15 protein-coding genes are annotated in these 13,346 nt (G+C 62.9%); 11 read left to right on the top strand and 4 right to left on the bottom strand.

All coding sequences use genetic code 11. The features are described 5' to 3' along the window. Window positions 1–25 precede the first annotated feature (25 nt). Window positions 26–445: an NUDIX hydrolase gene (locus EOB36_RS15455; protein ID WP_095483156.1), complete on the bottom strand. Its 420-nt coding sequence runs from the start codon at window positions 443–445 to the stop codon at window positions 26–28. 124 nt (window positions 446–569) lie between these two features. Between EOB36_RS15455 and EOB36_RS15450 the strand changes: the two genes are divergently transcribed. Next, window positions 570–1,331 carry an SOS response-associated peptidase gene (locus EOB36_RS15450; RefSeq protein ID WP_128285175.1) on the top strand — a complete coding sequence of 254 codons (762 nt, stop codon included), beginning with the start codon at window positions 570–572 and terminating at the stop codon, window positions 1,329–1,331. Window positions 1,332–1,395: 64 nt separating this feature from the next. Here EOB36_RS15450 and EOB36_RS15445 read toward each other — a convergent pair whose 3' ends face one another. Continuing rightward, a complete protein-coding gene (locus EOB36_RS15445; protein ID WP_095483158.1) occupies window positions 1,396–1,551 on the bottom strand; it encodes a hypothetical protein in 156 nt (51 codons plus the stop codon). Between the two features lie 396 nt (window positions 1,552–1,947). Here EOB36_RS15445 and cysS point away from each other — a divergent pair, with 396 nt between their 5' ends. The 9 genes from cysS to EOB36_RS15390 all read left to right on the top strand — a co-directional run bounded on the left by cysS (window position 1,948) and on the right by EOB36_RS15390 (window position 9,807). Further along, window positions 1,948–3,384 carry a cysteine--tRNA ligase gene (gene cysS / locus EOB36_RS15440; RefSeq protein ID WP_128285174.1) on the top strand — a complete coding sequence of 479 codons (1,437 nt, stop codon included), beginning with the start codon at window positions 1,948–1,950 and terminating at the stop codon, window positions 3,382–3,384. A 178-nt stretch (window positions 3,385–3,562) separates the two neighbouring features. Further along, on the top strand, window positions 3,563–3,970 hold the full coding sequence (locus EOB36_RS15430; RefSeq protein ID WP_126107543.1) for a DUF559 domain-containing protein: 408 nt from the start codon (window positions 3,563–3,565) through the stop codon (window positions 3,968–3,970). Next, complete coding sequence (locus EOB36_RS15425) at window positions 3,967–4,353, top strand: VOC family protein (RefSeq protein ID WP_095483162.1); 387 nt, start codon at window positions 3,967–3,969, stop codon at window positions 4,351–4,353. The genes EOB36_RS15430 and EOB36_RS15425 overlap by 4 nt, the downstream gene beginning before the upstream one ends. A 6-nt stretch (window positions 4,354–4,359) precedes the next feature. Further along, window positions 4,360–4,851 (top strand): GFA family protein, encoded by a 492-nt coding sequence (locus EOB36_RS15420; protein WP_095483293.1) that lies wholly within the window; start codon window positions 4,360–4,362, stop codon window positions 4,849–4,851. Continuing rightward, on the top strand, window positions 4,848–5,324 hold the full coding sequence (locus EOB36_RS15415) for a GFA family protein (protein ID WP_126107160.1): 477 nt from the start codon (window positions 4,848–4,850) through the stop codon (window positions 5,322–5,324). Before EOB36_RS15420 ends, EOB36_RS15415 begins: the two co-directional genes overlap by 4 nt. Next, window positions 5,321–6,277, top strand: coding sequence for a prolyl aminopeptidase (pip, locus tag EOB36_RS15410; protein WP_126107159.1), 957 nt, complete (start codon window positions 5,321–5,323; stop codon window positions 6,275–6,277). The genes EOB36_RS15415 and pip overlap by 4 nt, the downstream gene beginning before the upstream one ends. Window positions 6,278–6,488: 211 nt before the next feature. Continuing rightward, window positions 6,489–8,105, top strand: coding sequence for a citramalate synthase (gene cimA, locus EOB36_RS15400; protein ID WP_128285173.1), 1,617 nt, complete (start codon window positions 6,489–6,491; stop codon window positions 8,103–8,105). An 83-nt stretch (window positions 8,106–8,188) separates the two neighbouring features. Next, window positions 8,189–9,109, top strand: a complete 921-nt coding sequence (rarD, locus tag EOB36_RS15395) for an EamA family transporter RarD (protein ID WP_127205990.1) — start codon at window positions 8,189–8,191, stop codon at window positions 9,107–9,109. Between the two features lie 11 nt (window positions 9,110–9,120). After that, complete coding sequence (locus EOB36_RS15390; protein ID WP_127205991.1) at window positions 9,121–9,807, top strand: glutathione S-transferase family protein; 687 nt, start codon at window positions 9,121–9,123, stop codon at window positions 9,805–9,807. A gap of 9 nt (window positions 9,808–9,816) precedes the next feature. Here the strand turns inward: EOB36_RS15390 and EOB36_RS15385 are convergent, their stop codons facing one another. Continuing rightward, complete coding sequence (locus EOB36_RS15385) at window positions 9,817–10,818, bottom strand: transporter (RefSeq protein WP_127205992.1); 1,002 nt, start codon at window positions 10,816–10,818, stop codon at window positions 9,817–9,819. 219 nt (window positions 10,819–11,037) lie between these two features. On the opposite strand from EOB36_RS15385, the gene EOB36_RS15380 reads away from it, so the two are divergent. Next, the gene (locus tag EOB36_RS15380) at window positions 11,038–12,357 is read left to right on the top strand and encodes a sorbosone dehydrogenase family protein (protein WP_127205993.1); all 1,320 of its coding nucleotides are present in this window, start codon (window positions 11,038–11,040) and stop codon (window positions 12,355–12,357) included. 155 nt (window positions 12,358–12,512) lie between these two features. On the opposite strand, the gene EOB36_RS15375 is transcribed toward EOB36_RS15380, so the two are convergent. Next, window positions 12,513–13,124, bottom strand: coding sequence for a TIGR00730 family Rossman fold protein (locus tag EOB36_RS15375; protein WP_095483169.1), 612 nt, complete (start codon window positions 13,122–13,124; stop codon window positions 12,513–12,515). Window positions 13,125–13,346: the final 222 nt, after the last annotated feature.

The following is a 13,346-nucleotide window of genomic DNA, read 5'->3' as shown; positions in this document are numbered from 1 at the left end:
GTCGCCTGCAAGGCGATTTTCGAGGCTATGCCCCTTCGTTCCTGAGCAATCCGTCGGCAACGGCAAACACCGAAGCGGCAAGCGGCAGCGCCGTCATTTCGCTGAGCGTATAGAAGGCGGCGGTCTCGGCGTCGTCGCTGGCCACGGGCTCGCCGCCGGCATAGGTGGCGCCGAACACCGTCAGCAGATAGTCGACCGGGTGCCCGTCGCTGTTGCCATCGATGTGGATTTCCCGAAGGAGGCGGTAGTTGTGCGCCTGCAATCCGGTTTCTTCCAGCAATTCGCGTTGCGCGGCTTCCTCCAGCGTTTCGCCGGCCTCGACCTTGCCGCCTGGAAACGCGTAAAATCCTTGCGAAGGCTGCCGCGCCCGTTTGACCAGCAGCACGGTGTCGCCGCGGACGATGGCGACTGAGACAGCCGGGAGTATTTTACGCATCTCGTCCATGGATCTCCGATCGTCATTTGCTGTGTCCGTTGTGGACCGGCCGGCGAGAAGAAGCATTAGCGGTTGCGCAACGCCGGTTCCATCGCCACCTTCGCATCCGACCAACTCAACGAGTTTTTAGCTTATGTGCGGACGCTTTGCCTTGACCGCCACGCCGGACCAGACCGCCGCTTTTCTCGGTCTGGCGGAGCTGGAGGATTTTCCGGCCCGCTACAACATCGCGCCGACGCAGCCGGTGCTGATGGCGATCGCCGGTTTGCCGAAGGCGCCAGGCTCGAATTTGCCCGACCGCCAGCCGATGCTGGTGCGCTGGGGGCTGATCCCGGCCTGGGTGAAGGACACGCGTGAGTTTCCGCTGCTGTTCAACGCCCGCTCGGAGGGAGCAACGGAAAAGGCCTCGTTTCGCACCGCTATGCGCCATCGCCGCGCTTTGGTCCCGGCCTCCGGTTTCTACGAATGGCGTCAATCAGGCGGCAAGAGGGGGCAGCCCTATTGGGTGCGGCCGAAGCATGGCGGGCTTGTCGCCTTCGCCGGGCTGATCGAGACCTATGCCGAGCCGGGCGGCTCGGAAATGGACACCGGCGCCATCCTGACCGTCAACGCCAATGCCGACATCGCCCATATTCACGACCGGATGCCGGTGGTGATAAATCCGCAGGATTTCGCCCGCTGGCTGGATTGCCGCACGCTGGAGCCGCGCGATGTGGCCGACCTGCTCAGACCGGCACAGCTCGATTTCTTCGAGGTTGTCCCGGTTTCCGACCTGGTCAACAAGGTCGCCAACACCGGACCGGAGATTCAGGAAAGGGGCGTCGTGGGACCGGAGCCCGAGAAGGCCAGGCGCCAGAAGCCCGGCGCGGACAACGGGCAGATGACTTTGTTCTAGCTGCTATTTTCCTGGCACCTTTCGGCACCCTCATTGCCGGCGCATGGCGTCGGCTGACGTCACATCAGGCAGCGCGCGGCGATGTGATCTTCTGCGCCGGCTTTTTCTTCTTCGCGGTATGGAGAAGGGCGGCGACGATCGCGGCCGGGCCGATCGCCCGGTATTGGTTGGCGAGCGCCGGTTGCTTGGCGCTGCTGGAGTCCTGCTTGGTTCGGGGCATTTTTCTCTTCCCTGGTAACGTCTTCGTGTCCGCGTTTGCTGGTCGAATCCGACCAAATCGTGACATCTGGTGATCTAGCCGGCGAATGTTTCATGACTGTGCCGACATGTTTAATAAAATGTTTCACCGCGTCATTACCTGTGATCCAGCGACTCTTTTGCCGAAAGTTGCGACTTGACGGCAACACTGGGTGAAGCGATAAAGCCGCTCATGAGAACGTCTTTCGCCATTTGTGGCATTTGCATTATTGGCTAGCCTCGCGCTGGTCCGGACGTTTTCGCCTATCTTCCTTCTAGAGTGGACAAACGCCCCGGCCAGCAGGCTGGAGCCTGATTTGCGTCCCGGCGCTAGGAAGGCCCCAGCTCAAACAAGAGCATCGCACCGGGAAGGCACGGAATGTCTGACGCATCGAAGGGCCTGCGCCTCTACAACACGCTAACGCGGACAAAGGAGGACTTCTTCCCGATCGATCCGCGCAATGTGCGCATGTATGTCTGCGGCCCGACGGTCTACGACTTTGCCCATATCGGCAATGCGCGGCCGGTGATCGTCTTCGACGTGCTGTTCCGTCTGCTGCGCCAACTCTACGGACAAGCGCACGTCACCTATGTGCGCAACATCACGGATGTCGACGACAAGATCAACGCCCGCGCCTTGCGTGATTTCGGCGGCGAGATTGCCTCGGGAAAACTGTCGCTGAACGAGGCGATCCGTCGGGTCACCGAAAAGACCGCCGACCAGTTCCACAAGGATGTGGCGACGCTCGGCTGCCTGGAGCCGACAGTCGAGCCGCGCGCCACCGAATTCGTCGAGCCGCGCGCCGACGGCAAGGCCGACATGATCTCCTTGATTCAACGCTTGATCGAACGCGGCCATGCCTATGTCGCGGCGGGCGAAGTCCTGTTCGACACCGCCTCGATGCCGGACTATGGCCAATTGTCGAAGCGCAATCTCGACGAGCAGCAGGCCGGCGCCCGCGTCGCCGTCGATGCGCACAAGAAGAACCCTGGCGATTTCGTGCTGTGGAAGCTGTCCTCGCCGGAAGAACCGGGCTGGGACAGCCCGTGGGGCAGGGGCCGGCCGGGCTGGCACATCGAGTGCTCGGCGATGTCGGCCGCCTATCTCGGCGAGGTCTTCGACATCCATGGCGGCGGGCTCGACCTGATCTTCCCGCACCACGAGAACGAGATCGCCCAGTCGCGCTGCGCCCACGGCACCGAAACGATGGCCAAGGTGTGGATGCACAACGGCTTCCTGCAGGTCGAAGGGCAGAAGATGTCCAAGAGCCTGGGCAACTTCTACTCGATCAACGAGTTGCTGGAGACGGAGACCTTTGGTGGCCGCAAATGGCCGGGCGAGGTGCTGCGGCTGGCGATGCTGATGACGCATTATCGCGAGCCGATCGACTTTTCCGTGCGCAAGCTGGAGGAGGCGGAAAACACGCTGCGCAAATGGAAGCGGGCAGCGGACCTTGCGCCGGCGGCGGCAAAGCAATTGCCAGTGGACGTGGTGGAAGCCCTGTCGGACGATCTAGCAACCTATTCTGCGTTCCAGGTGCTGACGCAGTTGGCCGGCGAGGCGGCAGAGGGCAACGATGCCGCCGCTTCGCTGAAGGCGTCGCTATCGTTCCTCGGCTTCGATGTCGGCGCGGCCAAGGTAGATGAAGGCGAGATCGCCAGGGCGATCGCCAAGCGCCTGGAACTGGTCGCCGCCAAGAACTGGGCGGAGGCCGATCGCATCCGCGACGACTTGCTGGCGCAGGGTGTTCAGTTGAAGGACGGCAAGGATCCAGTCACCGGCGAACGCGTAACGACGTGGGAGGTCAAGCGGTGAGGATGGTGCCAAGCGCCCCCCTCTGGCCTGCCGGCCATCTCCCCCTCAAGGGGGGAGATTGGACGTCACTTCGGCTTTCGCCAATCGCCTACGTTGATGATTGGGCGCTGTCGGCGAAGCCGCCGATCTCCCCCCTTGAGGGGGAGATGGCCGGCAGGCCAGAGGGGGGCACACTGCGATGACGCATTTCCCGGTACCCGCCAACAACCGCAGCAATGCGCGCAAGATGCGCAGGGCTATGACCGACGCCGAGCTGAAGCTTTGGAATGAGATTAGAGCGCACAGGCTGATGGGACTAGCCTTCAGGCGCCAGATGCCTATCGCCGGCTACATCGTCGATTTCGCCTGCCCCACCAAAAAGTTGATCGTCGAACTCGACGGCTCTCAGCACGCTCGGGCCGAAGCTTCAGCATCCGACGCTGCGAGAACAGCTAAGCTTGAGGCGCTGGGCTGGATCATCCTGCGCTTCTGGAACGACGACGTCATCCGCGATATCGACAATGTCTGCCAGCACATCGTGATCGAGGCCGGTCTGGCCCGTGCCGAAATGCCGGCCGACGAACATAGGAGGGAGGCAGTTCCATGATCGATCATCTCGGCATCACCGTTTCCGATTTTGACACCTCCAAGGCCTTTTACGACAAGGCGATGGCGCCGCTCGGTGCGTCACTCCTCTACATGGTGCCGCAGGAATATACCGGCGGCGCCAAGGTCGGGGGCTATGGCCGCGACCGGCCGGTGTTCTGGCTGCATGCCGGCAAGGACAAGCCGAAGGACCGCCAGCACGTCGCTTTCACCGCGCGCAGCCGCGCCGAGGTCGATGCCTTCCACTCAGCCGCCATCGCCGCCGGCGGCAAGGACAACGGCGCGCCGGGCCTGCGTCCGCACTATCATGCGAACTATTATGGCGCCTTTGTCTTCGATCCCGACGGCAACAATGTCGAAGCCGTCTGCCATGTTCCGGAGTGATCGATGATGAGCCTCGACAACAGACCGGTCTACACAGGCGGTTGCCAGTGCGGCGCCGTGCGCTTCCGTATCGAAGGCGCTCTGGGTGACGCCTCCGTGTGCCATTGCCGCATGTGCCAGAAGGCGAGCGGCAATTTCTACCTGCCGCTGGTGTCCGTGCGTGACGCAAAACTCGACTGGACGCGCGGTGAGCCCAAACGCTTCCGCTCGTCCAATGCCGCATTGCGCGGTTTTTGTGCCGATTGCGGCACGCCGCTGACCTTCGAGGCGCCCGACGGCATCGCGCTCGCCATCGCCGCCTTCGACGACCCGGAGGAGATCGCGCCGACCATCCAATGGGGCATCGAAGCAAAACTCCCCTATGTGGATCACATCCACGAATTGCCCGGCGAGGACACGATGGCCGACGTCTCGTCGGCCTCCTATCTTGCCGATCTCGTCTCTTACCAGCATCCCGACCACGACACCGAACAATGGCCGCCGGAGGAAAGATCATGACCGAAACCGTTCGAACCGGCGGCTGCCAGTGCGGCGCCGTCCGTTTCCGTATCCGTGGGGCACTCGGGCGCCCGTCCATCTGCCATTGCCGCATGTGCCAGAAACAGTTCGGTTCCTTCTTCGGCGCGCTGGTGACGGTGCCGAAGGACGGCGTCGAATGGGTCCGTGAGGAGCCGAGTTATTTCCAGTCGTCTGTCAACATCGATCGCGGCTTCTGCGCCCGATGCGGCACGCCGCTGACCTACAGGCAGCCCGGCGGGCTCGAGATCGCTATCGGCGCTTTCGACGACCGTTCCGACCTCGCACCGCAGATCCAGGTCAATTACGCCGCGCGGCTGCCCTGGGTGGAGAAGATCTTCGACGCGCCAGTCCACGAGGATCCTGACTACTACACCCGGCAGGAATCGATCATCTCCTTCCAGCATCCGGATCACGAGACGGCCAACTGGCCGCAGCAGGGCCTGAAATTATGAGCAGTGAACTCCGCAACCTCTATCCCGAGATCGAGGCCTTCGAGTCCGGCATGCTTGATGTAGGCGACGGCCATCAGGTCTATTGGGAGCGTTCCGGCACAAGGGGTGCCAAGCCGGCTGTGTTCCTGCACGGCGGACCGGGCGGCACCATTTCGCCGAAGCATCGGCGGCTGTTCGATCCTAAGCTTTACGACGTCATCCTGTTCGACCAGCGCGGCTGCGGAAAATCGACGCCGAACGCCTCGCTCGAGGCCAACACCACTTGGCATCTGGTCGCCGACATCGAGCGCCTGCGCGACATGTGCGGCTTCGACAAATGGCTGGTGTTCGGTGGCTCGTGGGGCTCGACGCTGGCGCTGGCCTATGCCGAGACACATCCCGAGCGGGTCAGCGAATTGGTCGTGCGCGGCATTTACACGCTGACGCGCGCGGAGCTCGAATGGTATTACCAGTTCGGCGTCTCGGAAATGTTCCCCGACAAATGGGAACGCTTCCTGGCGCCGATCCCCGAGGCCGAGCGCGGCGACATGATGGCCGCCTATCGCAAGCGGCTGGTCGGCAGCGACCGCAAGGCACAGGTCGAGGCGGCCCGCGCCTGGAGCCTGTGGGAAGGCGAGACGATCACGCTATTGCCCGAGCCTGAAACCAGCGCCCCGTTTGGCGAAGACGACTACGCAGTCGCCTTTGCCCGCATCGAGAACCACTATTTCGTCAATGCCGGCTGGCTGGAGGAAGGGCAGCTGCTGCGCGATGCGTTCAAGCTGAAGGACATCCCCGGCACCATCATCCACGGCCGCTATGACATGCCGTGCCCGGCGCGCTATGCGTGGGCGCTGCACAAGGCGTGGCCGAAGGCGGATTTCCACCTGATCGAGGGCGCCGGCCATGCATATTCGGAGCCGGGCATCCTCGACCGGCTGATCCGGGCGACGGACCGGTTTGCGGGGAAATGATGATGGCTATTCGTGCTCTACGGCGCCCCCCTCTGCCCTGCCGGGCATCTCCCCCACTTGGGGGGAGATCGGCAGCTTCGGCCTTGCCGCTTGTCCTGCAACCTCGAAGGTTTGCGAAAGCAGACGGGACAGCCAATCTCCCCACCCGTGGGGGAGATGTCCGGCAGGACAGAGGGGGGCGCGACGGATCGCGGCCTTTCGGGCTATTGCCATGAAAAAACAACGCCTCTATCTCTTCGACACCACTCTGCGCGACGGCCAGCAGACGCCCGGCATCGACTTTTCCGTCGAGGACAAGATCGCCATCGCCAAGCTGCTCGACGAGTTCGGCATCGACTATGTCGAGGGCGGCTATCCCGGCGCCAATCCGACCGACACCGCCTTCTTTGCCGAGCACCGCACGACTAGCGCCAAATTCGTCGCCTTCGGCATGACCAAGCGGGCAGGGGTGTCGGCTTCGAACGATCCCGGGCTTGCCGCACTTGTTCAGTCGAAATCGGACGCAATCTGCTTTGTCGCCAAGAGCTGGGACTACCATGTCCGCGTCGCGCTGGGCTGCACCGACGAAGAAAACCTCGAGGCGATCAAGGCCTCGGTCGAGGCGGCGGTTGCTGCCGGGAAGGAAGCGCTGGTCGACTGCGAGCATTTCTTCGACGGCTTCAAGGCCAATCCCGATTATGCGCTGGCCTGCGCCAGGACCGCTTACGACGCCGGCGCGCGCTGGGTGGTGCTGTGTGACACCAATGGCGGCACGCAGCCCTCGGAAGTGCGCGCCATCGTCGAGAAGGTCATCGCCTCAGGCATTCCCGGAGACCATCTCGGCATCCATGCCCATGACGACACTGGCCAGGCCGTGGCGAATTCGCTGGCGGCCGTCGAGGCCGGCGTGCGTCAGATTCAGGGCACGCTGAACGGCATCGGCGAGCGCTGCGGCAACGCCAATCTGATCTCGATCGTGCCGACCCTGGCGCTGAAGCCGGCCTTTTCCAGCCGCTTTGAGACAGGTATTTCGGCCGAAGCATTGGCTGGGATATCGCGCCTATCCCGCGCCTTTGACGAATTGCTGAACCGTGCGCCGGAAGCGCAGGCGCCCTATGTCGGCGCTTCCGCCTTCGCCACCAAGGCAGGCATCCATGCCTCGGCGCTGGCCAAGGAGCCTGCCACCTACGAGCATGTGCCGCCGGAAGCGGTCGGCAACCGCCGCCGCGTCATGGTCTCGGACCAGGGCGGCAGGGCCAATTTCCTCGCCGAGCTGAAGCGGCGCGGCATCGACATGCCCCGGGACGACCACCGGCTCGATGCGCTGATATCAGTGGTCAAGGAGCGTGAGGCCGAGGGCTATGCCTATGAAGGCGCCGACGCCAGCTTCGAGCTTCTGGCGCGCAAGATGCTGCACGGCCTGCCGGAATTCTTCAGCGTCACCTCGTTCCGCTGCATGGTCGAGCGCCGCTTCGACGCCAACGGCCAGCTGAAGACGGTCTCCGAGGCGATCGTCAAGGTGATGGTCGACGGCGAGGAAAAAATGTCGGTGGCGGAAGGGCACGGCCCGGTCAACGCGCTCGATATCGCGCTGCGCAAGGATCTCGGAAAATTCCAGGACGAGATCGCCGACCTCGAGCTTGCGGACTTCAAGGTGCGTATCCTCAATGGCGGCACCGAGGCGATCACCCGCGTGCTGGTTGAATCGCATGACGGCACCGGCGCCCGCTGGTGGACGGTCGGCGTCTCAGAAAACATCATCGACGCCTCGTTCCAGGCGCTGATGGATTCGATCGTCTACAAGCTGATGAAGAACCGAGAGATGGCCGGGCTGGTAGCGGCGGAGTAAGATTGAACCATCAGCGAAAGTCCATTGATCCATCAGAACTTTGCGATGGTCTTGGCACGGCGGCTGGCGCATAGCGTTGGGCCATGGCCACGCAAGCAATTCAGCTCGAAGCAGACTCAAAGGCCCGGCGTGGCTTTCTGCTGGCGCTGGGCGCCTATCTCCTGTGGGGGTTGCTGCCTTTCTACATGAAGGCGGTCGCGCATCTGCCGCTGGCCGAAGTCATCGCGCACCGCATCGTCTGGTCTGTGCCGATCGCTGCGGCCGTTTTGGTCTGGGCCGGCCGCACGGCGGACTTCAAGGCCGCAATCCGTTCGCCGCGCATCATTTCGATGGCGGTGCTGACGGCAGCGCTGATTTCAGTCAACTGGGGCATCTATGTCTGGGCTATCGCGGTCGACCGTACCATCGAGACCGCGCTAGGCTACTACATCAACCCGCTTGTCAGCGTTGTTGTCGGCGCGCTGCTGCTCGGCGAACGGCTCGACCGGCTGCAGATCGCGGCGGTGGTGCTGGCGGCGATCGCGGTCGCAGTGCTGACGATCGACGCCGGCAAGCTACCCTGGGTATCACTGGTGCTGGCGTTTTCCTTTGCCGCCTATGCCTTCTTCCGCAAGACGCTGCCAATCGGTCCGAGCCAGGGCTTTCTGCTCGAAGTGCTGTTGTTGTCGGTGCCGGCGCTCGGCTACATCATCTTCCTCATCGTCACCGGGCAGGACCATTTCGTCTCCAGTTCCCTGGACGATACGGCGCTGCTGATCGGCTGCGGCCCGGTCACCGCCATACCGTTGCTGCTGTTTGCCTTCGGGGCCAAGCTGCTGCGTCTCTCCACCATCGGCATCATGCAGTATATCGCGCCGACCATTGTGTTCCTGATCGCCGTGCTGATTTTCGGCGAACCCTTCGGCAGCACCCAGGCCATCGCCTTCGGCCTGATCTGGACGGCGCTGGCGATCTATTCCTGGTCGATGTTCCGCGGTCGCGAGATCCGGCCGGCAGTGCGTTAGGGGGATTTTCGATGTACTTGCTGCACATAGCAAACAAGAATTATTCCTCGTGGTCGCTGCGGCCCTGGGTGCTGATGCGGACATTGGACGTCTCCTTCGAGGAGCGGCTGACTCCGTTTCCGACCGGATCGAGCTGGAGCCTCTACCGGCCGTTCTCGCCCAGCGGCCGCGTACCTTGCCTGATCGACGACGGCTGGGCGGTTTGGGATTCGCTCGCCATCGCCGAATATCTGGCCGAGCGCCACGCCGGCGTCTGGCCTGCCGACGCGAAGGCGCGAGCCTGGGCGCGGTCGGCTGCGGCCGAAATGCATTCGAGCTTCACCGCCTTGCGCGGCTCCTGTCCGATGAACTGCGGTGTCCGCATCGCGCCGGTGCCGATCTCCGATGAGCTGAAGCACGACCTCTTCCGTCTCGGCGATCTCTGGGACGAAGGGCTGCGCCGCTTCGGCGGACCGTTCCTGGCTGGCGATCGCTTCACCGCCGTTGACGCCTTCTTTGCCCCGGTGGCGTTTAGGGTTCAGTCCTACGGACTGCCTTTCGAGGGCGCAGCTGCCGCCTATCCGGCGCGATTGCTTGCTCTGCCGGCGATGCGCGAATGGTACGCGGCAGCCCTTGCCGAGACGTGGCGCGAGCCGAACCACGAAGCGGAGGTGCGCGCCGCCGGCACTGTCGTCGAGGACTTTCGCGCAACCTTGTAACGGTTGCCGCTACATCCCGCGCCCCAGCCGCCTGACGAACAGGTAGACGACCGCCGCGACTGCCAGCGATATCGCCGACGCCACCCAAAAACCCATCGGCGTGTCGACCAGCGGCAGGCCGCCGACATTCATGCCGAACAGGCTTGAGATGATCGTCATCGGCAACAGCACCGCCGTCATCACCGACAGCATGTAGAGCAACTGGTTCGACTGCGTCGTCAGCTTGGCCATCAGCTCGTCCTGCAAGAGCCGGGCACGCGCCTGCAATTGCTCGCCGTCATGATGCAATGTATGAGCGCGGTGCGAAAGCCGTGCCGCCATGTCGTTGATTGTGTCGGGCAAATCGTTGCGATGCGAATGGTCGAGATGACGGAACAGGCTGGTCAGCGTCGCCATCTGCCGGTGGATCACCACCAGATGCCGGCGTGCATCGACCAGCGCCTGCCGCTCATTGTGCCATGCATCGCAGACGATGCGATCCTCGATCCCGTCGAGCGTGTCGCCAAGGCCACCGAGCTCCGTCGCCATGCCGTCGAGCGACTGGCCCATGACAGCCTCGATGAGTTCGGCAGGAGAGCGGAATTTGCGCGACCCATTGTCGATCGCCTTACGGACATTGTCGACCAACTGCAGCGGTTGCTTGCGGCCGCCGATCAGCATCGTGTCGTTGAAAGCGAAGCGGAAATGGCCGAGCCCACGTGCCTCGGCTGAATAGTCGTGGCGCAGGTCCGGCAGATCGCCATAGAGCCAGTCGCCCTCAAGGTCGATATGGCAGCCATGGCCGGCCGACAGGAAGGCATCGCGCACCGGCGGCGGCAAAGCCTGATCGGCGGCGATCTCGTGGCGGGCACGCATGTCGGAAAGCTGATAGCTGCGCCATGTCCAGTGTGCGGCGGCCGGGTCTTTGGTTCGCGTGCCTTCGGCGGTGAAGTGATAGATGAAGAACAACCCATGCTCGTCGGGCAGGTACGGCGACAAGTCGGTGCCTTCCGGGTTGAGGGCGATGTTCATGGTCGCTTGGCCAGCTTTTTGAAAACAACGCCGCGCGGCCGCAGCGGCCGGTGATTCCTAGCACGGGCGCTCCCGGTTTCGTGTGACGGTTTCTTGACAGTTTGACCGTGGTCCGAGGCGCACACACGAACGCCGCTGTTTGGAGGCAATTTGGAATAATACGTCGTTGACTGGCGTTTACGCAAAGAGCACGACGCAAATCCATGCGGAGGACGTCCGATGCATGCCGGCTTCCCACGAAGCATATTCATAGCGGTATTGGGAGCCGTCATGGCGAGCTGCGCCGGCTTTCCAGCGCAGAAAACGGAGGCAATAACCGGCTATGGCCCCAACCCCACTTTACCGAAGCCAAGACCGACGCTGATTCCGACCGTCAACATCGCCGAGGCGAAAGGCTGGCAGGAGGGTGGTATGCCGACCCCGGCGAGGGGGCTGACGGTGAACGCCTTCGCCACCGGCCTTGACCATCCGCGCTGGCTGCATGTGCTTCCGAACGGCGACGTGCTGGTTGCCGAAACCAACGCCCCTGCCAAGCATGACGAAGGCTTCAGCCTTAGAAAGGTCTTCATGGATCTGGCTATGAAGCGGGCCGGCGCCGCGACCAAAAGCGCCAACCGCATCACCCTCCTGCGCGACACCAATGGCGACGGCGTTGCGGATGTGCGCAGGACGTTCGCGGAAGGCCTCAATTCACCCTTCGGTATGACGCTGTCCAAAGGCAAGCTCTACATCGCGAATACCGATGCGCTCGTCGCTTTCCCCTACTTCAATGGCCAGACCCGAGTCACCACGCCGCCGGAAAAGATCATCGACTTGCCGGCCGGAGACCTCAACCATCATTGGACCAAGGACGTGATCGCAAGTCCGGATGGACGCAAGCTCTATGCCACCGTCGGGTCCAACAGTAACGTTGGAGAAAACGGCATGGCCGCGGAGAAGAACCGCGCCGCCGTCCTTGAAGTGGATTTGTCCACCCGCCGCACCCGGGTCTTCGCCTCGGGCCTGCGCAACCCGAACGGGCTCTCCTGGAATCCTGAAACTGGCGAGCTTTGGGTCGCCGTGAACGAGCGTGACGAGATCGGCGACGATCTCGTGCCGGATTACATGACCTCGGTTCGTGACGGCGCGTTCTACGGCTGGCCTTACAGCTACTACGGACAGAACGTCGACGAACGCGTCAAGCCGCAGCGCCCCGATCTCGTGGCGAGGGCGGTCAAGCCCGACTATGCCCTGGGTTCGCATACCGCCTCGCTGGGACTGACTTTTTCCAAAGGCGCGTCGCTCGGTCCGGCCTACGGCAACGGCGCCTTCGTCGGCCAGCACGGCTCGTGGAACAGAAGCGTGCACAGCGGCTACAAGGTGATCTTCGTGCCGTTCCGCGGTGGTAAACCGAGCGGTCCCCCGAAGGATGTGCTCACTGGCTTCATTGGGCATGATGGCAAGGCGATGGGCCGTCCGGTCGGCGTTGCTATTGATCAGACCGGCGCACTGCTCGTCGCCGACGATGTCGGCAATGTCATCTGGCGGGTAGGGCAGTAGGGCAGTAGGACAGTAGGACAGTAGGGCAGTAGGGCAGTAGGTAGGGCAGTAGGGCAGTAGGGCAGTAGGGCAGTAGGGCAGTAGGGCAGTAGGGCAGCGCCTCATGAGCGCGGCATGCACTACATACTGCCCTACTCCCTTACTGCCTTACTCCCCTAAAGCTTGTCGATTACCGACTGCACACCCTCGGTCGGCGCATCGACCGACGATCCAGCGACCATGATGGCGGCGACGATTGCTTCGGGGTCGTCAACCACCAGCGGCTTGACCCGCTGCGCGGTGTGGATGAAGCCTTCGGCCATCATATGGTCGAGCAGCGCCAGCATCGGGTCCCAGAATCCCCCAACATTGCCGAAGACGATCGGCTTGCGATGATGGCCGAGCTGCGCCCAGGTCATGATCTCGATAATTTCCTCGACCGTGCCGATGCCGCCCGGCAGCGCCACAAAGGCGTCGGATTTCTCGAACATGGCGTGTTTGCGCTCGTGCATATTATCGGTGATCACGAGCTCGTCGAGCCGGTCAAGCGCGGTTTCGGTGGCCTCCCTGTTGATCAGGAAGCGCGGAATGATGCCCGTCACCTTGCCGCCGGCTCGCAATGCGCCTTCGGCAACGGCTCCCATGATGCCCCTGGTGCCGCCGCCATAGATCAGACGCAGGCCGGACTTGGCAATCGAGCGCCCGAGCAGGTGCCCGGCCTTGGCATAGGTCTGATCGCGGCCCGGCGATGAGCCGCAATAGACGCAGACGGATCGAATCGTGTTCATGAGATGATTGGTGATTGGGTCTTTATTCGTGGTCAAGCCCGGGGCGGGCTTTTTCTTGTCTGCCCGTTTTTCTTGTCTGCCCGTTTTTCTTGTCGGTATGGGCAAAACAGGCTAGACCGGCATTAGGTGGCTAAGGGCAGGGAAATATGGCAATTAATCCATTGAAGGCGTTTTTGTTCGCCGCCGGCGGCTCCGTCGCCGCGGCGGGAACAGCCTATGTGT

The sequence above is a fragment of the Mesorhizobium sp. M6A.T.Cr.TU.017.01.1.1 genome (assembly GCF_004023115.1).
GTDB classification, from domain to species: domain Bacteria; phylum Pseudomonadota; class Alphaproteobacteria; order Rhizobiales; family Rhizobiaceae; genus Mesorhizobium; species Mesorhizobium mediterraneum.
Note: the sequence above shows the minus strand (reverse complement) of the source record. Positions and strands in the feature narration are given on the sequence as shown.